19 protein-coding genes are annotated in these 23201 nt (G+C 62.2%); 2 read left to right on the top strand and 17 right to left on the bottom strand.

Annotated features, from left to right (window positions below):
* Positions 1-66: 66 nt before the first annotated feature.
* The 13 genes from metK to trpS all read right to left on the bottom strand — a co-directional run bounded on the left by metK (position 67) and on the right by trpS (position 12554).
* On the bottom strand, positions 67-1347 hold the full coding sequence (metK, locus tag JNB71_RS08970) for a methionine adenosyltransferase (protein WP_220371482.1): 1281 nt from the start codon (positions 1345-1347) through the stop codon (positions 67-69).
* Positions 1348-1563: 216 nt separating this feature from the next.
* Complete coding sequence (locus JNB71_RS08965; protein ID WP_018323925.1) at positions 1564-1986, bottom strand: helix-turn-helix domain-containing protein; 423 nt, start codon at positions 1984-1986, stop codon at positions 1564-1566.
* A 156-nt stretch (positions 1987-2142) separates the two neighbouring features.
* Positions 2143-3738, bottom strand: coding sequence for an apolipoprotein N-acyltransferase (lnt, locus tag JNB71_RS08960; protein WP_220371481.1), 1596 nt, complete (start codon positions 3736-3738; stop codon positions 2143-2145).
* A 148-nt stretch (positions 3739-3886) separates the two neighbouring features.
* A complete protein-coding gene (locus tag JNB71_RS08955; protein WP_220371480.1) occupies positions 3887-5044 on the bottom strand; it encodes a transporter associated domain-containing protein in 1158 nt (385 codons plus the stop codon).
* Between the two features lie 12 nt (positions 5045-5056).
* On the bottom strand, positions 5057-5563 hold the full coding sequence (gene ybeY / locus JNB71_RS08950) for an rRNA maturation RNase YbeY (RefSeq protein ID WP_220371479.1): 507 nt from the start codon (positions 5561-5563) through the stop codon (positions 5057-5059).
* Between the two features lie 18 nt (positions 5564-5581).
* Positions 5582-6637: a PhoH family protein gene (locus JNB71_RS08945; RefSeq protein ID WP_220371478.1), complete on the bottom strand. Its 1056-nt coding sequence runs from the start codon at positions 6635-6637 to the stop codon at positions 5582-5584.
* Positions 6638-6666: 29 nt separating this feature from the next.
* Complete coding sequence (gene miaB / locus JNB71_RS08940) at positions 6667-8067, bottom strand: tRNA (N6-isopentenyl adenosine(37)-C2)-methylthiotransferase MiaB (RefSeq protein ID WP_220371477.1); 1401 nt, start codon at positions 8065-8067, stop codon at positions 6667-6669.
* Between the two features lie 49 nt (positions 8068-8116).
* Entirely contained in the window at positions 8117-8905 is a 789-nt protein-coding gene (locus tag JNB71_RS08935) for a lysophospholipid acyltransferase family protein (protein WP_220371476.1), read from the bottom strand.
* A gap of 109 nt (positions 8906-9014) precedes the next feature.
* A complete protein-coding gene (locus tag JNB71_RS08930; RefSeq protein WP_220371475.1) occupies positions 9015-9512 on the bottom strand; it encodes a GNAT family N-acetyltransferase in 498 nt (165 codons plus the stop codon).
* A gap of 9 nt (positions 9513-9521) precedes the next feature.
* Positions 9522-10187, bottom strand: coding sequence for a tRNA (adenosine(37)-N6)-threonylcarbamoyltransferase complex dimerization subunit type 1 TsaB (gene tsaB, locus JNB71_RS08925; protein ID WP_220371474.1), 666 nt, complete (start codon positions 10185-10187; stop codon positions 9522-9524).
* Between the two features lie 47 nt (positions 10188-10234).
* Positions 10235-10801: a NifU family protein gene (locus tag JNB71_RS08920; protein ID WP_220371473.1), complete on the bottom strand. Its 567-nt coding sequence runs from the start codon at positions 10799-10801 to the stop codon at positions 10235-10237.
* Between the two features lie 140 nt (positions 10802-10941).
* On the bottom strand, positions 10942-11433 hold the full coding sequence (locus JNB71_RS08915; protein WP_220371472.1) for a universal stress protein: 492 nt from the start codon (positions 11431-11433) through the stop codon (positions 10942-10944).
* A 53-nt stretch (positions 11434-11486) separates the two neighbouring features.
* On the bottom strand, positions 11487-12554 hold the full coding sequence (gene trpS, locus JNB71_RS08910; protein ID WP_220371471.1) for a tryptophan--tRNA ligase: 1068 nt from the start codon (positions 12552-12554) through the stop codon (positions 11487-11489).
* Positions 12555-12996: 442 nt separating this feature from the next.
* On the opposite strand from trpS, the gene JNB71_RS08905 reads away from it, so the two are divergent.
* A complete protein-coding gene (locus tag JNB71_RS08905; RefSeq protein WP_220371470.1) occupies positions 12997-13479 on the top strand; it encodes a YcbK family protein in 483 nt (160 codons plus the stop codon).
* 39 nt (positions 13480-13518) lie between these two features.
* On the opposite strand, the gene murJ is transcribed toward JNB71_RS08905, so the two are convergent.
* The 3 genes from murJ to JNB71_RS08890 form a co-directional block, all read right to left on the bottom strand.
* The gene (gene murJ, locus JNB71_RS08900; RefSeq protein ID WP_220371469.1) at positions 13519-15111 is read right to left on the bottom strand and encodes a murein biosynthesis integral membrane protein MurJ; all 1593 of its coding nucleotides are present in this window, start codon (positions 15109-15111) and stop codon (positions 13519-13521) included.
* Positions 15108-17957 (bottom strand): [protein-PII] uridylyltransferase, encoded by a 2850-nt coding sequence (locus tag JNB71_RS08895; protein WP_220371468.1) that lies wholly within the window; start codon positions 17955-17957, stop codon positions 15108-15110. The genes murJ and JNB71_RS08895 overlap by 4 nt, the downstream gene beginning before the upstream one ends.
* Before the next feature lie 227 nt (positions 17958-18184).
* Entirely contained in the window at positions 18185-19204 is a 1020-nt protein-coding gene (locus JNB71_RS08890; RefSeq protein ID WP_220371467.1) for a helix-turn-helix domain-containing protein, read from the bottom strand.
* Between the two features lie 121 nt (positions 19205-19325).
* Between JNB71_RS08890 and JNB71_RS08885 the strand changes: the two genes are divergently transcribed.
* On the top strand, positions 19326-20387 hold the full coding sequence (locus JNB71_RS08885; RefSeq protein WP_220372224.1) for an alpha/beta hydrolase family protein: 1062 nt from the start codon (positions 19326-19328) through the stop codon (positions 20385-20387).
* A 19-nt stretch (positions 20388-20406) separates the two neighbouring features.
* On the opposite strand, the gene mutS is transcribed toward JNB71_RS08885, so the two are convergent.
* The gene (gene mutS / locus JNB71_RS08880; RefSeq protein WP_220371466.1) at positions 20407-23151 is read right to left on the bottom strand and encodes a DNA mismatch repair protein MutS; all 2745 of its coding nucleotides are present in this window, start codon (positions 23149-23151) and stop codon (positions 20407-20409) included.
* Positions 23152-23201: the final 50 nt, after the last annotated feature.

Raw genomic sequence — 23201 nt, 5'->3', positions numbered from 1 at the left:
CGGGTGCCTCCAGAAGGAAACACCCGCTCTTTACTGTCTTCTTCCGTCACTCGTCCAGAGGCCGGATCAGGCGGCCTTCAGAGTGTCCTCTTTCAGGGCGTCCTTCAGCGGCTTGACCAGATCGAGCTTTTCCCAGGAGAAGGAGCCGTCGCGGCCGGCCTTGCGGCCGAAATGGCCGTAGGCGGAGGTCTTGGCGTAGATCGGCCGGTTGAGGTCGAGGTGGCGGCGGATACCGGACGGCGACAGATCCATCGTCTTGCGGATGGCCTGTTCGACCTGGTCTTCGGTCACCTTGCCGGTGCCGTGCAGATCGACATAGATCGACAGTGGCTGGGCAACGCCGATGGCGTAGGAAATCTGGATCGTGCAGCGATCGGACAGGCCGGCGGCAACGACGTTCTTGGCCAGATAGCGGGCCGCGTACGCGGCCGAGCGGTCGACCTTGGTCGTGTCCTTGCCGGAGAAGGCGCCGCCGCCATGGGGAGCTGCGCCGCCATAGGTATCAACGATGATCTTGCGGCCGGTGAGGCCAGCATCGCCGTCAGGACCGCCGATGACGAATTTGCCGGTCGGGTTGATGTACCAGTTGCAATCCTCGGCGATCTCGATGTCGTGCAGTGCTTCGCGGATATAGGGCTCGACAACGGCGCGAACCTTGGCCGAGTCCCAGTTGCCGTCGAGATGCTGGGTCGACAGGACGATCGAGGTCACTTCGCTCGGCTTGCCGTCGACATAGCGGACGGTGACCTGGCTCTTTGCATCCGGACCAAGCAGGCCGGCGTCGCCCTGACCTGCCTTGCGGGCAGTTGCGAGCAGGGCGAGGATGCGGTGCGAGTAATAGATCGGCGCCGGCATGAGCTCGGCGGTTTCGCGGCAAGCATAGCCGAACATGATGCCCTGGTCGCCCGCACCTTCGTCGCCCTGCTTGTCGGCAGCGTTGTCCACGCCTTGGGCGATGTCAGCGGACTGCGGATGCAGCAGCACATCGATCTTTGCGGTTTTCCAGTGGAAGCCAGCCTGTTCATAGCCGATTTCACGGATCGCCTTGCGGGCGGCAGCCTTGAACTTCGCGGGATTGATCAGCGGGTGCCCCGCCGCATCCTTTACGACGTTGCCGCTCTTGTCTTTCTTCAACAGGGTATCAGGCACCCGAACCTCACCGGCGATAACCACACGGTTGGTCGTTGCCAAAGTTTCGCAGGCGATGCGAACCGTCCAGGGGTCAACGCCCGTCTTTGCAGCTTCACGATACACAAGATCAACGATTTCATCCGAGATCCGGTCACAGACCTTGTCGGGATGGCCTTCTGCCACCGACTCACTCGTAAACAGGTAGTTTGCGCGCATGCGGGAAGTCCCCTCAAAGAAAAAACGGCTCCGAACGTGTTAGTGATAATGCCACCAAAAAACAAGCACACAAGGACATAAATATATCTTTATATGTGCGTTATAGGAACGTTTTTCCTGCTTTCCCCTCGGCCTGGCGCGCAGGTTGCCGTCCTGCAAAGCACAAAAAAAGCGGCGCTATCCGGCCGCTTTTTTCACATTCGCCGAGAGTGGGCCTTATTCGGCTTCCGCCTCGACTGCCAAGGCCTTGACCAGGTCCACCAGTTTGCGCCGCACCTTCGGATCGCCGATCTTGACGAAGGCGCGGTTGAGTTGAAGCCCTTCCGAAGACGACAGGAAATCAACCACATAGTTCGAGCTGGAGGCTTCGGCCAGGCCTGACGAACCGGAGGACGAACTCTCGCCCGGTGCGTCTTCGAAAAAGAAGGATACCGGAACATTCAGAATGCTCGAAATGTTCTGAAGACGGCTTGCGCCGACCCGGTTGGTCCCTTTTTCGTACTTCTGAATCTGCTGGAAGGTGATCCCAAGGCTCTCACCGAGCTTTTCCTGGCTCATGCCCAGCATGGTGCGGCGAAGGCGAATCCGGCTGCCGACATGAATGTCGATCGGGTTCGGCTTCTTCTTGTTCTCTATCATAGCGGTTTCCTAATAAGCGAGTTGCAGTTGCCCCATAACCTGGCCACTTACAGAGAGCTGACTACACACGCTACGTTGTGATGCCGGGCGGAAACCCTCTGAAACATAGGTAAGGATCATTGGTGGAAGCTACTATGCAATTTTAGGGGTTTTTGGTCAATTCTCCCGGAAAATAAAACTAGCGCGGGAAATAATCGCGAGGCCGAATATCAGGCCCGCGAGCAACAACCCGTTTCTGCCTTGTTGCTCGGGAGCCATCGGCAGAGCAATCTTTCCCGGCAAGATTGTGTCCACGAATCCGCGGGTGCCGAACGGAAAACCGGTGACGACCTCGCCGCGCGCATCGACGATCGCCGATACGCCGCTATTGGCATCGCGGATCAGCGGCAGGCCCGTCTCGACGCTGCGCAGTTGCGCCTGCTGGAAATGCTGGTAGGGGCCAGGCGTATTGCCGAACCAGGCATCATTGGTGATATTCAGCAGTGCATTCGCGGCCAGTGCATCACTGCCGATCTCCCGCGGGAAGATCGCCTCATAGCAAATCAGCGGGTAAAGCGTCTTGCCACCCGGCAAAGTGAGGAGCGAGCGCGTCGCCGCCGAAGAGAAGCCGCCGGGCATGTCGGCTGCAACGGCATTCAACCCGGCCGAGACCAGCAGGCTTTCGAGCGGCAAGTACTCTCCGAAGGGCACAAGATGCATCTTGTCGGAAGCGCCGACGATCTGGCCGCGATCGTCGATCACATAGATCGAGTTGTAATAGCGCGGCGGCTGGCCGGCGCCTGCATCCTCGGCCCGGACGGCCCCGGCGATGAGGATCTGACCCTCCTGCAGCACATCGGAAATCCGTATCAGCGCGTCCGGATTTTCGGTCAGGATGAACGGTACGGCGGTTTCCGGCCAGATCACGACGTCCGGGCGCTTACCGCCATTTTCCGCCGGCGCTTCGGTAAGCTTGAGATGCTCCTCGAAGATCGCGCGCCGCTCGCTGTCATCGAATTTCTTGGACTGATCGATCAGCGGCTGCACGAGACGGATGGTGACGGCCGGATCCGCAGGCAAAGGCAGCGGCTGGTTCAGCCGGTAAAATCCGTAACCGAAATGGGCTGCAACAAGAAGTGCGGTAAGACAGAGGCCCGTCTTGAGCCCCTTGCGGGTACCGATCAGGGCCGGCGATGCGAAGACAAAAACGGCCAGCATGTTGACGCCAGCAAGACCGATCACCGCCGCCGACTGCATCATCAGCGGCACCGGCATGGCCGCATAGCCGATTGCGTTCCAGGGAAAGCCGGTAAGGATGAAGCCGCGCAGCCACTCGAACAGTCCGAAGGCAAAGGCGAGCGCGGCTATGCGCCCCATGCCATCCGACCAGAGAAGGCGGGCGAACGCCGCCGCGAAAGCGTAGAAGATGGCAAGAAAGGCAGGCAGCCCGACGACGGCAAGCGGCACGGCCCAGGCGAATTCGTCGGCCTCGACGAGCAGCGCATTGCCCAGCCACCAGAGACCGCCGAGAAAGTAGCCGAAGCCAAAACACCAGCCAACGAAGAATGCGGGAAAGCTACGCCGCAACACCCCATGATCCGGATTGCCTGAAGCGCCGTCGATGAGCCAGACGAGAACGGGAAAGGACAGAAACGGCGCGGCGAAGATACCGAAGGGCGGCAGGGCAAAGACGGCCACCAGCCCGGCGGTAAAGGCGACAAGCGCCCGGCGCGCGCCGGACAACAGCATGATCTTGCCCGCAAGCCACTCCATTCATTCCCCCCAACCGGCGTGAACCGCACATTGCCAGGCGAGGCGTGCGGTGGGCGCAAGCCGCCCATTCGAATCACGCCCGCAGTTTTCCAAAAAAGTGACTGCTTGTCGTGCCTCGATACGGCGCCGGGTTACGGAAAGCGAAGCTTTATCCCGTTTCGCGCAGGGATTTTTCGTCGCTGGCGAGCGTAGTTGCCTCGACCGGCGCATCCTCGTCGCCCTTGAAGGGCCGGCGCCGGGCCGGCGGACGTTTGCGGACGATCCGCACGCGTTTCACCCGGCGCGGATCGGCATCGAGCACCTGGAATTCGAAGCCCGGAATCGCCTGGACAACTTCACCGCGGGCCGGAATACGGCCGAGCGATGCAAAGACCAGACCACCCAGCGTATCGACATCCTCAAGCTGCTCGCGCACGTCGAAATCCGGCCCGATCGCTGCGGCGATCTCCTCCAGTTCGACGCGGGCGTCGGCGACAAACACGTCGTCGGAGGTCTTGGCGAACATCACCTCTTCATCGTCATGCTCGTCCTCGATATCGCCGACGACCATCTCCACGATATCCTCGAGCGAGGCGAGACCATCGGTGCCGCCATATTCGTCGATGACCAGCGCCATCTGGATACGGGCGGCCTGCATGCGCTGCATCAGGTCGGATGCGTGCATCGACGGCGGCACGAACAGCACCTGGCGGATGATGCCGGCCTCTTCGACGGTCTTCGACAGATCGATGCGTCCCAAATCGAAGCTCGGCTTTGGCTGGCGCGCCGGCTTTTCCGTTTTTTCGGCAGAGTTTGCACCGCTCGCGGGGGAACGGCTGCCGTTGCGGCGCTTGTTGCGTGCCTGCTTGGTAACATAGGAAAGCAGATCGCGGATGTGCACCATGCCGCGCGGATCATCGAGGCTCTCGCTGTAGACCGGCATGCGCGAACGGCCGGATTCCTCGAAGATGACCATCAGCTCACCGATGGTGATCGAGAGATCGACCGCTTCGATATCGGCACGCGGCACCATCACATCCTCGACGCGCACCTCACGGAAGCGGAGAATATTGTTGAGCATGGCTCGCTCGGCAGGCGAGAAGGCGGTATCGGCGCCAGGATCGGTCATCAGCGCGTCGGCGAGATCTTCACGAATGCTGGAATTGCTGCCGGCACGCCAAATTCGGGCCGCGCGGCTCCAGAAGGAGGAGCCGGATTTGCCGCTCTCAGTCTTCGGGACGGTGCTACTACTGCCCGCTTCGTCCTGACTGGAGGCTTCTGCCTCATCTCTTACAGCCGCGGCCGGCTGTGTCCTAAAATCGCTCATCGTTCCAAACTATCATACGGGATCACCGTCCCCATAGGGATCAGATAGCCCAAGACCGGCCAAAATGCGAGTCTCAAGGCTCTCCATTCTTTCGGCATCGTTCTCTTCCATGTGATCATAGCCGAAAAGATGCAGAAATCCATGCACCAGGAGATGGCTCAGATGCTCGTCAAACGGCTTGCCGAGCGCCTGCGCTTCCCGCACCAGGGTCTCCTGGGCAAGGATGATGTCGCCGAGCATCGGCCCCGGCATCTTGCCGGGCGTCAGCGGAAAAGCCGGAAATGACAGGACATTGGTCGGCTTGTCCTGGTTGCGCCATTGCGCATTGATCTCGCGGATTGACGCATCGTCGGTAAAAACCAGCGACACCTCCGGCGGCATTTTCGGAAACGGCTGCTTTTCCTCGCGACGGAGGAAATCGGCGGCCGCGCCGAGGACGCGCTCGCTGAGCGACTGAAGGTCGGCCTCGGAGGACCAGGGGCCCTCCTCGACGCTGATCTGGATATCAAGGCTGGTCATGACTGGCTGCGGCCGTCCTTAGCGGTCGCTCTGCTCGCTTTCGTCATGCACGGCGGTCGATGCCTCATAGGCGCGGACGATACGGGCAACCATCGGATGGCGCACGACATCGGCATCCTTGAAGCGGACGACGGAGACGCCTTCGACGCCGCGCAGGATCTGCAGCGCTTCGACAAGGCCGGACTTGACGCCGCGCGGCAGGTCGACCTGGCTCGGATCCCCTGTGACGATCATGCGGCCGTTTTCACCGAGACGCGTCAGGAACATCTTCATCTGCATCGCAGTGGTGTTCTGCGCCTCATCCAGGATGACGGCGGCATTGGCAAGTGTGCGGCCGCGCATGAAGGCGAGCGGGGCGATTTCGATGACGCCGGCGGTGATCGCCCGCTCGACCTTGTCGCCCGGCATCATGTCGTAGAGCGCGTCGTAGAGCGGCCGCAGAAAGGGATCGACCTTGTCCTTCATGTCGCCCGGCAGGAAGCCGAGGCGTTCGCCCGCCTCCACGGCAGGGCGCGACAGGACGATGCGATCGACGGCGCCACGCTCGAGCAGCTGGGCTGCATGGGCCACTGCAAGATAGGTCTTGCCGGTGCCTGCCGGGCCGACGCCGAAGACCAGCTCGGACCGTTCCAGCGCACGGATATAGGCATCCTGCGTCGGCGTGCGGGCGGCAATGGTCTTCTTGCGGGTGGAAATCTGGGCGAGGTTCAGCTTGGCCTTCTTTTCCAGCGTTGGAAGCTGCAGTTGATCATCGGCGGCAACAGCCATGCGGATCGCGCCTTCGACGTCGGAAACCTCGACCGTACTGCCGTTCTGCAGGCGCCCATAAAGATAATCGAGCGCCCGGCGCGCCTGGTTGGTGGCGACCATGTCGCCCGAGATCGCAACCGAATTGCCGCGCGGACGCGCATCGATGTGCAGGCGCTGCTCGATCAGTTTCAGGTTCTGATCGAACTGACCGAAAAGCTCACTGGCGAAGCGATTGTTCTCAAATGTGAGCACGAAGTGATTGACGTCTGTCGCGGATGTTTTCGACTGGCGCGGCGATGATGAGACCAATTCGTGTCCGTTCAAGCGGTCAGGCTCCTTGAGTTAGCGGTCCCTCAGCTTACCACCTCGGCAAACAGACTGTTAGGGCCCGTACCTGTGATTCGTACAGAGATAATGTCACCGATTTGCGATGACTTTGCATCAACATTCACCGATTGCAGCCAGGGCGAGCGGCCGATCAACTGGCCCGGCATGCGGCCGGGCTTCTCCAGGAGCAGGTCGATGGTCTTGCCAACACACTGCTCGGCAAAGGCGTGCTGCTGCTTCAAGAGCAAAGCCTGCAATCTTTCCAACCGGTTGGCCTTTACGTCCTCCGGCACCTGATCATCAAGTTCGGCGCCAGGCGTGCCCGGGCGAGTGGAATATTTGAAGGAAAATGCCTGTGCATAACCAACCGTCTCGACAAGCCGGAGCGTATCGGCGAAGTCCTCGTCGGTCTCGCCAGGGAAGCCGACGATAAAATCGCCGGATAGCGCAAGATCGGGCCGCGCCGCCTTGATGCGGGCGATCAGCGCAATGTATTCGGCCGTCGTATGGCGCCGGTTCATCGCTTTCAGGATACGGTTGGAGCCGGACTGGATCGGCAGGTGCAGATAGGGCATCAGCTGCGGCAGGTCGCGGTGCGCGGCAATCAGGCTGTCATCCATGTCACGCGGGTGGCTGGTGGTATAGCGCAGGCGGGCAAGGCCGTCGATTTCGCTGAGGCGATGGAGAAGCTCGCCAAGCCCCCATTTGTCACCATTCGGGCCGCTGCCGTGCCAGGCATTGACGTTCTGGCCGAGCAACGTGATTTCGCGTACGCCGCCATCGACCAGTTTCTGCGCTTCGGAAACAATCTGGGCGACCGGGCGGGAGACTTCCGAGCCGCGCGTATAGGGCACGACGCAGAAGGTGCAGAACTTGTCGCAGCCCTCCTGGACGGTCAAAAAGGCGGTGACGCCACGCGCCCTGGTCTTTGCCTTGTCCGGCGCCGGAAGATGCTCGAACTTGTCCTCGATGGCGTAGTCGGTTTCGAGCACCCGCTCGCCGCGCTTGACGCGCTTCAGGGCCTCCGGCAGGCGGTGATAGGTCTGCGGGCCGATGACCAGGTCGACAGCCGGCGCGCGGCGCAATATCTCGTCGCCCTCGGCCTGGGCGACGCAGCCGGCGACGCCGATCATCATCTCGCGGCCCTCGCCGGCCTTTTTCTTCTTCAGCTCGCGCAGGCGGCCAAGCGCCGAATAGACCTTTTCGGCCGCCTTCTCGCGGATGTGACAGGTGTTCAGCAGCACCAGATCGGCATCTTCCATGACATCGGTCGCGACATAGCCGTCCCTGGCCAGCGCGTCGGTCATCCGGTCGGAATCATAGACGTTCATCTGGCAGCCGTAGGTCTTCACAAAAACCTTCCGGACTGCTGAGCTTTCGAGCGCCATTTCGCGCTTTGCGGACAAAACTGCTGTTTCCTGTGTCATGGGCGGTTCCATAGAGCAAAGAGGCGCAAAATTGAAGCCCTTTCGGCGTTCAGCGGCCGCGCAGCTTGAGCGCCAGCATGGAGCGGATGCTCTTCTCCACCTGCCGGCTGACGGCCTTGCGATTGCTCTGCGGCGTATAGGTGATCTGCTCGCCAAAGATGACGTCGACGTCGACCGCCCCCTCGTAGAGAATGCCGAGCAGATGCGGCGCAAGAGCGATATCGCCGGGCCAGGCGGCGATCGGCCGGTGGTAGCGCCCCATCGGCATGCCATGAATGCCGGTATAGGCGATGGCAACCGGCTGGACGTGCACGACGCCCGTCGGCGACAACGGCACGGCAGCGGCAGCGGCGCCGAACAGGGATGTCTTGATTTCGAGCAGCCGGTTGCCGTCCGAGGTCGTGCCTTCGGGAAACAGAACGACGATCTCGCCGGCGGCGAGCCGCTTGCCGATCTCGTTGACCTGAGTGCCGGTGGTGCGCTTCTGGTCGCGCTCGATGAAGATCGTCTTCTGCAGCCGGGCAAGCAGGCCGAAGACCGGCCAGGCCTTGACGTCGGACTTGGCAACGAACACCACGTCGGCGATCGATCCAAGCACGAGGATATCCTTCCAGCTCGCATGGTTTGACACCAGCATCAGCGGCCGCTGGCGATCCGGCATACCATGCACGCGCACGTGAATTCCGACCAGACGGCAGGCCATGCGATGCCAGAGACGGGGGAGCCTGCGCCTTTGAGGCGCATCCAGCCAGAGAAAGACCAATTGCATCGGAAGCAAAACGAGCGTCGCGACAAACAACAGTGTCATGCAAAGCGTGACGCGCACCCAATTGATCACGCGCGCAAACTCCACGCCTGCAGCCGGACCGCAGCGCAGCGTCTAACTCGATCGGTGATCGTCTCGTCGGCGTGGCGGCGCAAGCGTCCCCCTTTCAGAGCCAGTACGGCTAGCCAAGATCGAGGCGCATGACAAGGGCTGCGGTTCGGGTGCCGCCAGCACCCTGGTAATAGGCCCGTCTTTTGCCGACATCGACAAAACCGAGCTTGCGATAAAGGCCAATGGCCGCAACATTGGTTTCGTCGACTTCGAGGAAGACCGCTTCGGCCGCCTGATCGCGCGCCTCGCGCAGCGCTGCCCGCATCAGCCGCCAGCCCAGGCCCAGCCGCGCGAACCGTGGATCGACGCCGATCGTCAGGATTTCCGCCTCTCCGGCGGCGACGCGCGACAGCACGAAGCCGCCGGTCAAGGGCCGCCCATAGGCATTGCTCTGGCGCGCGACAAAACCGAACACCGTGTCCTGAACCATGAGGGAATGCAACTCGCCATCGCTCCACGGCGATGCGAAGCGCAACTGGTGGATGGCAGCAGCCTGCGGCAGGTCGTTCGTTTCCAGCGGGACGATCTCGAACTCGGGCTTGCGGATGAAATAGTCCGTCAGCGACATCTTACGCTCTTACGCCCGCGCAACGGCAAAGCCGGCCTGCGGCCTCACATCCGGCCCGCGCAGATAAAGCGGGCTCGGCCTGCCCCGCGACGGATCGGCAGCCGCGCCAAGCCGCGCCACAACGCCGATGTCGGCGGCGTCGACCTCAGCCACATCCGGCAAAGGAGCATCGGTCAAATGCCGGGTGGCGGAGCCGCAGATGACGCCCTCGAACCCCGCGAACATGCGCGGTGCATCGTCGAGCTCGACGATCTGCGCCTCGGTCCGCGGCGTGCCGGCGGCCTCGAATATCTGGCAATAGAGTTCGTCGCGTTTCGCATCCATGGCGGCAAGCACCGGCCGGCCCGGATGTTTCTCACCAGCGGACTTGGCAAGCGCCGCCAGCACGGACACGCCGACGGACGGCACGCCGAGGGCGAGAGCAAAGCCGCGCGCTGCGGCAACGCCGACCCGGATGCCGGTAAAGGACCCGGGGCCGATGGTGACGGCAATGCGATCGATATCGGACAAGGCCTTGCCGCTTTCGGCAAGCGCCTGGTCGACGAAGGCCAGGAGCTGCTCGGCGTGACCGCGGCCGATATCGGCACCGGCAGATGCGAGGACCTTGTCGGCGGTGCTGTCATAAACGGCGGCAAAGCAACCGGTCCCAGCTGTATCGATGGCCAGGACGATCATGGGTGGAGCACTCTAACGCATAGTCGCGGCACTGGCTGTACGCTCGCTCAGACGGCTTCAACCGCCTGCACCTCGGGAATGAAATGGTGCAAAAGGTTCTGCACTCCGTGCTTCAGCGTCGCCGTCGAGGACGGGCAGCCGGAGCAGGCACCCTTCATGTTGAGGAAGACCACCCCGTCGCGGAACCCCTTGAAGGTGATGTCGCCGCCATCCTGGGCAACGGCCGGGCGGACGCGGCTTTCCAGCAGTTCCTTGATCGTGGCGACGATCGTCTCGTCACCTTCGTCGAAGAACTCGCCGTCCAGATCGCTCTCTTCGGCGCGGGTCTGCACGGCCATGACCGGCTGGCCTGACATGAAGTGTTCCATGATCGAGCCGAGAATGGCGGGCTTCAGATGCTGCCATTCCTGATCTTCCTTGGTCACGGTGATGAAATCGTAGCCGAAATAGACCCCGGTGACGCCGGGGATCGTGAACAGCCGCGAGGCGAGCGCCGAACCGGCCGCAGCTTCTTCGGCGTCACGGAATTCAGCCGTGCCGTTTTCCATGACCACCTTGCCGGGCAGGAATTTCAACGTCGCCGGGTTCGGCGTGGCTTCAGTCTGGATGAACATGTCTTTCTCCGCGTCGGCCGGGATGACGTTCAACCAGCCTGTTTAGAATTATTCAAAAATATAGGCCGTTTGAACAACAGCTTCAAGATGCGCCAGGGAGCGATTGCGGCCGTGAAGGATGAAAACGCCTGATGCTGCCTTCAGCTCAACGCGTCGATTTCCGCATCCGTCAGGCTGTCTGGTATGACCGTCACCGGGATCGGAAATGCCGCCGTCTTGCCGGCGATCGAGGATACCAGCGGCCCCGGGCCATCCTTGGCGGAACCGGCTGCGAGCACGAGGATCGCGATGTCCCGGTCTTCCTCAATCAGGCTGTAGATCTGCTCGGTGGCGCTGCCTTCGCGGATCACCATCTCCGGCTCGATGCCGATCGTCTCGCGCACCGTCTGGCCGATCTTGGCGAGCGTTGCCTCCGCCTCCTCGCGCGCTTCTGCCCGCATGATGCCTTCGACGCCAAGCCATTCCTGGAAATCGCCATCGGCAATGACGTACAGAAGAACCAGGCCGCCGTTGGAATTCTTGGCCCTCATGCCGGCATAGTGAACGGCCCGGCCGCATTCCGGCGTGTCGTCGATCACCGCCATAAATTTACGGCGGTGACCTTCCAGTCGTGAGAGTCGTGTTGAAACCATAACGGGACTCTTACACCCGATATTTTTGGCTGCAAGGTTTCTTTTGCGGCGGTTTAATGCAGAAAGCCGACGATCTCCCGGACCTGGTTCATCGTCACTTCCGCCCTTGCCCGGGCCCGCTCGCCGCCATCGCGCAGGATGCCGTCGATGTGGGTCGTGTCATCCATCAGGCGACGCATTTCGCCCGATATCGGCGCAAGAACGTTGACCGCCAGATCCACCAGTGCCGGCTTGAAGACCGAGAACTGCTGGCCGCCGAACTCCTCGAGAACCTGGCCCTTGGTCTTGTCGGCAAGCGCCGCATAGATGCCGACGAGGTTGTCCGCTTCCGCGCGACCCTTGAGGCCATCGACCTCGCTCGGCAAGGCATCCGGGTCGGTCTTTGCCTTGCGGATCTTCTTGGAGATCGCATCGGCGTCGTCCATCAGGTTGATGCGCGACAGATCGGACGCGTCCGACTTCGACATCTTCTTCGTTCCGTCGCGCAGGCTCATCACCCGCGGTGCCGGGCCGTCGATCAACGGTTCGACCATCGGGAAGAAGGCATGAACGGGCTCCTCTCCGACCTTGATGTCGACGCCGTAATCTGTCCTGCGGATATGTTCCATGAAGTCGATGTTGAACTTCATGGCGATATCGCGGGCAAGCTCCAGATGCTGCTTCTGGTCATCGCCAACCGGCACATGCGTGCCGCGATAGACGAGAATGTCGGCGGCCATCAGGCTCGGATAGGCGAGCAGGCCAAGCGACATCTGCTCGGCGTTCTTGCCACCGGACTTGTCCTTGAACTGCGTCATGCGTTCCATCCAGCCGATGCGGGCGACGCAATTGAAGATCCAGGCGAGCTCGGCATGCTGCGGCACAGCCGACTGGTTGAAAACGATGTGCCTCTTCGGATCAATGCCGGCGGCGATGAACGCGGCGGCGATCGAGCGGATCTGGCTGCGCATGTCGGCATGTACGAGTTGCGCGGTGATCGCGTGCAGGTCGACGACGCAATAGATGCAATCGTTGTTTTCCTGCAGCGCCACGAACTTGCGGATCGCGCCCAGATAATTGCCGAGATGGAGATTGCCGGTGGGCTGAACGCCGGAAAAAACGAGCGGCTTGAAGTCTGACATCGTGTCCTCATTCGGGCTTGTGGAGGGCCCGGCCTCTGTTGCTGTTGGCGGGCTTATGCACACAGGCGCGGCAGCGATCAAGAGGCGTCCACGCACTTTGCGGATCCTGATGTGGCGGCAAACGCGCAAGGCCGATCGCCCTCGGCGCCGATTCAAAGCTGGCGCAACGGCATCACCCAAAATCAAACTAGAAATTTTTTCTCTAATTTATTTTTGTCTTTAATACAAAACTCAAGCAAACCATGCTCTGCAATTTGCGTTGTAGACATTCAATTCCACAATTTTGCTTCATTTTGGATGAATTTACCATTGTATCCCTAAGCCCCGCATTTAAATGGGGCCGTTCGACTGCCGTGCCGCAAAACGCACGGCGGCCCGATGCCGTTTTGCATGCCGCATCCGAAACCAACGTGCCGTGAGGCATTTGCCAAGGGGGATTGCTATGCGTGACGTTTTCTCGATTGCTCTTTCCTGCCTGCTCGCCTTGTCCTTCTTCACCAGCAGCGAAGCCAGCGATGGCAAGCGGCGCAAGGTCAGCCTTCCGACCCGCAGCGTAACCGTAGCCTATGGCGTCCAGACCGCTTCGGTCATGACCAGCTGCTTCTCGCCGAGACTGCGAAGCATATTGGCGCATATTGGTGCCAGCACCGGGCAACGGCCGCTGGTGACATCAGGTCACCGCCCGCGCGCGCATCGCCGCGGCTCACTTCACCGACTGTGCCAGGCAGCGGATATCCGCGTGCCCGGCGTGCCGGAAAGCAAGATCATCGCCGCCGCAAGAACGGCACCCGGCATCGGCGGCATCGGCCGCTATTGCAACGGCATCATTCACGTCGATACGGGTCCCCGGCGCCAATGGGCCCATTGCGGCCGCAGGGGCGGCGGACTCCTGGCCGCCAAGCGCCGGTCAGGCAGGCGCACCTGACAGGCGCGACGCGCGATGATCTCTTTCACAGGCGTCGCGTCAGATATCGGCGGGCGGGGCCGGTTTGGCTGCGGCCTTGCGCTTCAAATTCCGCCGGATCATGCCGAGATCGGCACCGCCGACAAGAAAGGCGACGGCGAAATAGACGGCCATCGAGACGGCAATCAAGAGGGTTAGCGCGCCGATCTTCGTCAGGAGCGGCGAACCGGAGGCAAGCGATACCGCAAAGACGCCGCGCAGATAATAAAGCGCGCCGCCCATGACGGCCGCAGACACGACAAGTAGCGCTGTCCGCCGCATCAGCGCCCATTCCCACGCGAGATGGCCGCGGCGCAGCAGCGTCACGAAGAGCAGGATGGTGCTGAGCCAACCAGCCGTCGCTTCGGCGATTGCGATGCCTGGCGCCCCGAGACGCGGGAACAGGGTCAGGGCTGTGGCGCAGTTGACGGCAACCGCGACGACGGAAAACCGCATCGGCGTCTTGGTGTCCTCGCGGGCGTAAAAGCCCGGCTGCAGCGCCTTTATCAGCACGAAGGCCGGGAGGCCGATGCCGTAAATGGCGAGGATCGACCCGACGATCTCGGTGTTCTGCGCGTGGAAGGCGCCGCGCTCGTAGAGCACGCGGATGATCTCGTCGGAGAGAATCCAGAGCGCGAAAGCCGCAGGGATCGTCAGGAACAGCACGAATTCGATCGAGCGGTTCTGCAGGTTTCCGGCTTCGCGCAGATTGCCGCCCTTGAGCGCGCGCGACAACTCCGGAAGAAGCACGACGCCGACGGCAATGCCGACGACGCCGAGCGGCAGCTGATAGATGCGATCGGCATATTGCAGGGCGGCAATGGCGCCGTCCTGGGCGGACGCGATTGCCTGGCCGATCAACTGGTTGATCTGGGTGATGCCGCCGGTGATCGCCGCAGGTACGGCAAGGATCAGCAGGCGCTTGACGTTGGGCGTGAAGCGGGGAAAGCGCAGGCCGATGTTCATGCCGGCATGAAGAACGCCGAGATAGACGACGGCAAGCTGCAGGATGCCGGCCGCCAGCACGCCCCAGGACAAATACCAGGCGGTCGCCAGCGGATCGGCCCCGGTATAGAGCGCATAGAACAGCGCGCCGATCATCACGACATTGAGGAAGATCGGCGCGACGGCGGCGGCGAAGAAATGATGCAGCGAATTCAGCATGCCGCTCATCATCGCGGTCAGCGACATGCACATCAGGTAAGGGAACATCACCGCCGCCATGCTGACCGTGATGCCGAATTTCTGCGGGTCGTCGGCAAAGCCCGGCGCGATGATGAAGCGCACCAGGAGCGGCATGGAAAGCTCCATCACGATGGTGAGGACCAGCAGCACCGAAAAAAGCACGCCGAAGACTTCTTCCGAAAAGCGCTTGGCCCCGTCCGTGCCGTTCGCCTCGATCTCCTTGGAAAACAGCGGCACGAAGGCGGCATTGAAGGCACCTTCGGCGAACAGGCGGCGAAAGAGGTTGGGGAAGCGGAAGGCGGCGTAGAAAACGTCGGCCATCGGCCCCGTGCCGAGGGCGGCCGCCATCAGCGTTTCGCGGGCGAAGCCGAAGATGCGACTGCCGAGCGTGGCAGCGCCGACCGTCATGAATTTCCCGACGAGGCTCATGAGTCCGCCCTGATTTTTCTGGGCGCCGTCGCCGGACGCTGGGCGTTCTGCGGCGCGATGATGCCCGGCGGCATGCGGTCGCGCATCTCATCGGTCTCATCCGACATGACCGCCTTGAGACGCGCGACGATATTGCCGTGCCGGGTCTCATTGGTGATCTTCTGGCCGACAAGGTCGGTGACGTAGAAGGTATCGATGACCTTCTCGCCGAAGGTGGTGATGTGGGCGGAGGCGATATCGAGGGAAAGATCGGACAGCACGGCCGTGATCTCCGACAAGAGGCCGGTGCGGTCGAGGCATTCCACCTCGATGACTGTGAACTTGTTGGAGAGGCCGTTGCTGATGGTGACGGCCGGCGGCACCGTGAACGCCTTGTTGCGCTTGCGGTGCTTGGTCCGGCTGGCGATCACCTCCGGCAGCCGCTTCTTGCCCGACAGCACGTCCTCGATCATCTTGCCGATGCTGGCGGCACGGCGCGTCTCGTCGTCGTCGTTCGGGAACTCGCGGTTGACGAGGATGGTGTCCAGTGCCCGGCCGTCCGAGGTCGTGAAGATCTGCGCGTCGACGATGTTGGCGCCGGCCGCGGCACAGGCGCCGGCGATCACAGCCAGCAGGCGCGGATGGTCGGGCGAGAGCACGGTGATTTCGGTGATGGCGTGGAACTGGTGCGTCCTGACCATCGTTGCCAGCGCCCGGCCCGCCTTGTCGGCTTCGCGGATGAAGCGGGCGTGGCGGAGCTGGTCCTCCAGCGGCACGGAAAGCAGATAGGGTTGATAGTGCAGCTTGGTATAGGTCTTGCGATCCTTCTGGCTCCAATCTGACAGCGCATTGTAGAGCGTCTCGGCCGCATGTGCCGCACGCTCCTTGCGCGGCAGGTCGGAGAAGCCGCCGGAGAGAAGCAGTTCGGTCTCGTAGTAGAGCGTGCGCAGAAGCTGGCCCTTCCAGCCATTCCACACGCCCGGACCGACGGCGCGGATATCGGCGATCGTCAGCACGAGCAGCATCTTCAGGCGGTCGAGCGACTGCACCCGTTCGCTGAAATCGATGATCGTCTTGCGGTCGTTGAGGTCGCGCGTCTGGGCGACCATCGACATGGTCAGATGCTCCTCGATCAGCCAGGCGACGGTCTCGGTCTGTTTCGGCGTCAGGCCGAAGCGCGGGCAGAGCTTGCGGGCAACCTTGGCACCCGCGATCGAATGATCCTCAGGCCGACCCTTGGCGACGTCATGCAGGAGCACGGCAACGAACAATGCGGTGCGATCCTCGATGCCCGGCATCAGCTTGGCGGCCAGCGGGTGCAGTTCCTCGTCGCGACCCTGGTCGATCCGGGAAAGCACGTCCACGGCGCGCAGCAGATGTTCGTCCACCGTATAGTGGTGATACATGTTGAACTGCATCAACGACACGATCTTGCCGAATTCCGGGATGAAGCGGCCGAGCACGCCGGCCTCGTTCATCCGCCGCAGGATCAGTTCCGGGTCGCGGCGCGAGGTCAGCATCGAGATGAAGAGCCGGTTGGCCTCCTCATTGTCGCGCACGGCCTGGGTGATCAGGCCGAGCGACCGGGTCACCTGCTTCAGGGCAGCCGGGTGGAACTCAAGGCCATTGATATCGGCGACATGGAACATGCGGATCAGGTTGATCGGATCGCGCTTGAAGATGTCGGGGCTCGCAAGCGCGATGCGCCCGCCATCATCGACGAATTCCAGCGTGCCGGCGATCTTGCGGACGCGGTGGGTGAAACGGCTGAGTGCCGCGGTAAATCCCGGCAGCTGCTTGGCCTGCTGATCCTCGAGCGCGGCACAGAAGATGCGCGTGAGGTCGCCGACATTCTTCGCCACCAGGAAATAATGCTTCATGAAACGTTCGACCGCGGTGAGGCCCGGGTGGTCATGGTAGCCGAGGGCTTCAGCGATCTCGCGCTGGATGTCGAAGGACAGCCGCTCCTCCGCCTTGCCGGTCATGAAATGCATGTGGCAGCGCACGGCCCAGAGGAAATCATCGGCCTTCTGGAACAGCTCGTATTCCTGGCGCGAGAGGACGCCGAGCTTGATCAGGTCGGCAGAGTTTTTCACGCGGTAGAAGTATTTGGCGATCCAGAACAGCGTGTGGAGGTCGCGCAGGCCGCCCTTGCCTTCCTTGACGTTCGGCTCGACCAGATAGCGCGTGTCACCGGCCTTGCGGTGGCGCTCGTCGCGCTCGGCGAGCTTGGCGGCGATGAAATCGGGACCCGTGTTCTTGACGATCTCGCCGTCGAAGCGGGTTTCGAGCTCGTCTGCAAGATCGCGTGAGCCGCAAATATAGCGCGTTTCGAGGATCGCGGTGCGGATCGTCATGTCGCCCCGCGCCAGCCGGATGCACTCGTCGATCGTGCGCGTCGCGTGACCGACCTTGAAGCCGAGATCCCAGAGGATATAGAGCATGAATTCGATTGCCGGCTCGGCCCAGACAGCCTTTTTCGCCGGCAGCAGGAAGAGAAGATCGATATCCGAGCCCGGCGCCAGCGTGCCGCGGCCATAACCCCCGACGGCGGTGACGGCGATGCGGGTCCAGGGCTGCGCATTGGCGGCGTCAAAGACCTCGTTCAGGACGAAGTCGTGCAGCACGGTGATCAGTTGGTCCTGCAGCCAGGAAATCCGCTCGGCGCATCTGAGGCCGCTGCCATCCTGCTTCAGCAGCTCGCGGGCGGCCTGGCGGCCGTCCAGATTGGCCTGTTTGAAGGCGGCAAGCAACGCCCGACGCATCATGTCGCGATGCTCCGCATGCGCCGAAGCAATGAAGCTGCACTTGGCTCTCAGCGCTGCGACATTCAGGATATCGGGAAATGAAGTGTCATGTATGGTCATCAAATGCCGACCGTCTTCCTGTCCGGCAGGTTCTGCGAGCCGCTGCTTTGGGAGCACATTTCGGACCTCTCTTTAGGCGGCGCTGATACCACATCCGATGTCCCGGCGCCATGCGACACCGCGACCTATCTGGTATAGCGCGCAAGAATTGCCAAGATGTTTCTTGGCGACAGCAGCACGAATTGGCGATGCTCGCCAGCGCGATATCGGCGAATAACGGATGCCGGTCAAGTCTTCGCTTTTGGGTCAGCCACCTGTTGCTTTCGCGCCCCTGCCCGATAATGCGATGGGCTGACCCCGGTCACGCGACGGAATTCCCGATTGAAATTGGACTTGGTGGAGAAGCCGGCCTCGAACATGATCTCGGTCAACGGCTTCCTTGTTTCCTCAAGCAGGCGGCAGACCTCGGCGACGCGACGGTTGTTGACGAACTGCGAGAGGTTGAAACCGGTGGCGCGGTTGATCACGGCCGAAACCTCCCGCGGCGGCAGGCCCGCCCTGCGGGCGAGCCGCGCTAGACTGAGGTTCTCATCCTTGTAAAGCGCATTTTCCTCCAGCGCCGCCTCGATGCTCGCCAACAGGGCCTGGTCGGCGCCGCTCGGCGGGTTGCGCGGTTCGCCCAGAGGCCCGGCCCGGGTTTCGGGTATCAGAAAGTACGCGAGGACCGCGACAATGGCGACGATGTTCATCAGCCCGACGGCGGCAGGCACGGCGGCATGGCCGTAGAAGGCCGTGTATACCGCGAGCGCCCCGTCGGAAAGCGCAAAAAACAGCATCAGACCGGCCGTCAACCGCGCGACGCGCAGCACCGGACGCACGCGCTGCAACGAGGCCTCGGCAGCGGCCGCATCGCCTACGAGCGTTAGCCGGTAGAGCGCTACGCCATAGCCGAAGAAGATCGCCAGCAAGAGCAGATCGACAAAACCACGCAGGAAGGCAACAGAAAGGGCGACAGTGAGGGGCGCCGCAGCATGCAGAATCTGCCTTTTCAGCCGCGCCCCGGCCAATGACCGGAAGGCGAGAAAAGCGAGCGGCGGCATGATCGCGGCGGTGACCGGCTGGATCGGCGCGAGAGCATCGATGCCGTAACCGAAGCGCAGCCCGACGATCATGCCCTGAAGCGCATAGAGGAGGATGAAGGCGAGGAATATGTGCCGCGGACCTGCAGCGTCAACGCCTTTCAGGCTTTGATGCGCGACCACCGCGAAGACGAGACCGGCAAGGAAAGGCAAAGGAACGGACAGCAAGCAGATACCCGATAAAAACGGCCTCGATCATGTTCTCGGAGGCCTTTATCACGTTCGAGGTCGAAAGGCAGGTGGCTCAGTGGTTCTGCTCGACAGCGTCCGAATCTATCTGGAGCCTTCAATGTTCTCTATATCCAAACATCTTTGCTTTCTTTGCACTGTCGCAATTTCTGCCGTGATGATGCACCATCCGGCTGACGCTAAAGACAATGTTGGCGTACGCCAGATCGTAGCCCGATCCACAGAGCGCGGCAGCAACCTCGACGTCACAGTTTGGTATCCCGCGCAATTGGGCGGCGAGCAGGTCATGCTTGGCGAGAGCATATTCTTCGTGGGTACGCCTGCCTGGCGTGACGCGCCGATCTTGGAGGGGAAATTTCCACTTGTCCTGCTTTCCCATGGTGCCGGCCTGGCCGGCAGCCCGCAAGCGCTGAGCTGGATTGCGACACCATTGGCTCAGCAAGGGTTCGTCGTGGCCGCCCCTATGCATCCGGGAAATTCCGGCAGGAATAGATCCGCGGCTGAAACGATGAAGATCTGGTTGCGGCCGGGTGATCTCACCGAAACCCTGGATGCGATGGAGAGAGATTCCTTTTTCCAAGAGCATCTTGAGCAAGGCAATGTGGGCGCTCTCGGTCTTTCCATGGGCGGCGGCACAGCTTTGGCGATAGCAGGTGCCCGCATAAATCCAAACCTTCTTGCGGGCTATTGCGATACGGACGCGCTCAACGCTTCTCTTTGCGAGTGGGTCAGGCAAAGCGGCGCTGATCTTCACGCAATGAATTTGCAATCCGCCGGCCGGGACAATGAAGACAAGCGCATTCGTTTTGCCATGGCGATCGATCCCGCTCCAATTGACGTCTTCGAATTCAAAAGCTTTTCCGGGATTTCAATCCCGATCGAGCTCATAAACCTTGGCCGACCAAATCAAATTCCACCGACGCTACAGGCTTCCGAGGTGGCGAAAAGCATTCCGACGGCGAGTTATACGACAATCAGGGACGCGAGCCATTACAGCATGTTCGCCGAGTGCAACCCGGGCGCCTCGCAGATCGCCGAATCCGAAAGGATCGGTGACCCAATCTGCATGGACGGCGGAGGGCGGTCACGAAGCGAGCTTCACGCACAACTGATCGACATGGTCATTGCTGCTTTCAACCGGGTGCTGAAGGCAGTCCCATAAGCCGAAAGTTTTCCGCCCTCTAAGCCCCGGCCAGCTGCTTCTTCAGCGCGTAAAGCGCGTCCATCGCCTGGCGCGGGGTCATGTCGTCCGGATTGAGGCTCTTCAAGGCTTCCTCCACCTTGGACGGACCGGGCTTGGCGTGCTCCTCGCGGCGAATGGCGACCTGGAACAGCGGCAGGTCGTCGATCAGCTGGCTTGCCGGGTTCTTGCGGTCCGCATCCTCGAGCTTTGCCAGCACGTCCTTGGCGCGGGCGACGACGGACGCGGGCAGGCCCGCAAGCCGGGCGACCTGGATGCCGTAGGAGCGGTCGGCGGCGCCGGGACCGACTTCATGCAGGAAGATGACCTCGCCGTGCCATTCCTTGACCCGCATGGTGGCGTTGGAAAGCCGCCTAAGTTTTTCCGAAAGCACCGTCAACTCGTGGAAATGGGTGGCGAACAGGCCGCGGCAGCGGTTGGCTTCGTGCAGATGCTCGACGGCGGCCCAGGCGATCGACAGGCCGTCGAAGGTGGCGGTGCCGCGGCCGATCTCGTCGAGGATGACCAGCGAGCGGTCGGTCGCCTGGTTGAGGATGGCGGCCGTCTCGACCATCTCGACCATGAAGGTCGAGCGGCCGCGCGCCAGGTCGTCGGACGCACCGACGCGGGAAAACAGGCGATCGACAACGCCGATATGGGCGGAGGCGGCCGGCACGAACGAGCCCATTTGCGCCATGATGGCGATCAGCGCGTTCTGGCGGAGGAAAGTCGATTTACCGCCCATATTGGGACCGGTGAGCAGCCAGATCGCCCCGTCGCCTTCGCCGTCATGCGGCGACAGATCGCATGTGTTGGCGACGAACGCCATGCCCGACTGGCGGCGCAGCGCCTGCTCGACCACCGGATGGCGGCCGCCGTCGATGGAAAACATCTTCGACTGGTCGACATGCGGACGGCAATAGGCCTGCTCTTCGGCAAGCGTCGCGAGACCGGCCGAGACATCGACGACGGCAAGCGCCAGCGCGGCCGCCTTGATTGCCTCTGCCTCCGCAACCACGGCGGCGGTCATCCTTTCGAAGGCTTCGAGCTCGATCGACAGCGCCCGGTCAGCGGCATTGGCGATCTTGGTTTCCAGATCGGACAGTTCCGTCGTGGTGAAGCGCATGGCGTTGGCCATGGTCTGGCGGTGGATGAAGCGCGCCCGCGCTTCGGGACCGTCGGTCATCGGGCCGGCATTGCCCTGCGTCACCTCGATGAAATAGCCAAGCACATTGTTGTACTTGATCTTCAGCGACTTGATGCCGGTTTCCTCGGCATAGTTGAGCTGCAGGCCGGCGATGACGCGGCGGGACTGGTCGCGCAATGCCCGCATCTCGTCAAGCTCGGGGCTGGCGCCATCGCGCAGGAAGCCGCCATCGCGCTTCAGGAGCGGCAGCTCGTCGCCGAGAAGCGTTGCCAGCGTCTGCACGAGTTCGCCCGGCAGCGCGTTCAGCGCTTTCAGCGCGACGGCGAGTTCCTCGGAAAGATCCCCTCTGCCGAGCAGCCCCGCGATTTCGGCCGCCGCCTGGCAGCCTGAAAGGATGGCTCCGAGATCACGCGGGCCGCCGCGGCCGAGCGAGAGGCGAGACAGGGCGCGCGGCATGTCCGGCACGTGTTTCAGCGCGGAACGCAGATCGCTGCAGAAGGCGGGCTGGGCGGAGAGCGCGGTGATCGAATCGAGCCTGGCGTTGATCCGCTCCGGATCCGTCAGTGGCGACATTAGCCGTTCGGCCAGCAGCCGGGCGCCGCCGCCGGTCACCGTCCGGTCGAGCGCCTTCAGGAGCGTGCCGTTACGGTCGCCGGACTGTGTCTTGACGAGTTCCAGATTGGCGCGGGTAGCCGGGTCGATGAACAGCGTCGAGGCCGCGCTTTCGCGCTCCGGCGTGCCGAGCGGCGGGCGCTCGGAGAACTGGGTCTTCTCCACGTAGGAAATCGCGGCCGAGGCGGCGGCGAGTTCGGCACGGGAAAAGCTGCCGAAACCGTCCAGCGTCTTGACGCCATAATAGCGGGCGACGCGATTCTCCGCCGTGGCGCTGTCGAACAACACCGAAGGTTGCGGAACGGCGATGCGGCCGAGAATGTCGATGACGGGGCGCATCTGCGGATCATGGAAGACGGTATCGGCGAGTATGAGCTCACGCGGCTCGATGCGCAGGATATCGGCCAACAGCCGCGTTTCGGTCGTTTCGGCGAGGCGGAAGACACCGGTGGAAATATCGATCCAGGCGAGCGCGATCGCCGGCTCCGAGCTGCCGCGAATGCGAGCGAGCGCCATCAGGTAGTTGGATTCCGACGGCGAGAGCAGCTTGTCTTCGGTGATGGTGCCGGGCGTGACGAGGCGCACGACGTCCCGCTTGACGACCGACTTGGAGCCGCGCTTCCTGGCTTCAGCCGGATCCTCGACCTGTTCGCAGACGGCGACGCGGTAGCCTAGCGCGATCAGCTTCTGCAGGTAGTCATCCGCCGCATGCACCGGCACGCCGCACATCGGGATTTCCTGGCCGAGATGCTGGCCGCGCTTGGTGAGCGTGATGCCGAGCGCGCGCGCGGCTTCGACGGCGTCCTGGAAGAACAATTCGTAGAAATCGCCCATCCGGTAGAACAGGAGCGAATCCGGATTGTTCGCCTTGATCTCGATGTACTGCTCCATCATCGGCGTGGCCGTGGCGCGGCTTTCCTCCGTCGCCAGTTGAACGGCGGTGAGAACCTCGGCGTTGCGGGTGATCGGCTCGGCTATAAAAGTCATGCTTGTCCCAAAAAAGTGGTGCCACACTATCCATGCGCGTTTATAGAAGA

It is taken from the genome of Rhizobium herbae, assembly GCF_019511375.1.
In the GTDB taxonomy this organism is placed as follows: domain Bacteria; phylum Pseudomonadota; class Alphaproteobacteria; order Rhizobiales; family Rhizobiaceae; genus Pararhizobium; species Pararhizobium herbae_A.
Note: the sequence above shows the minus strand (reverse complement) of the source record. Positions and strands in the feature narration are given on the sequence as shown.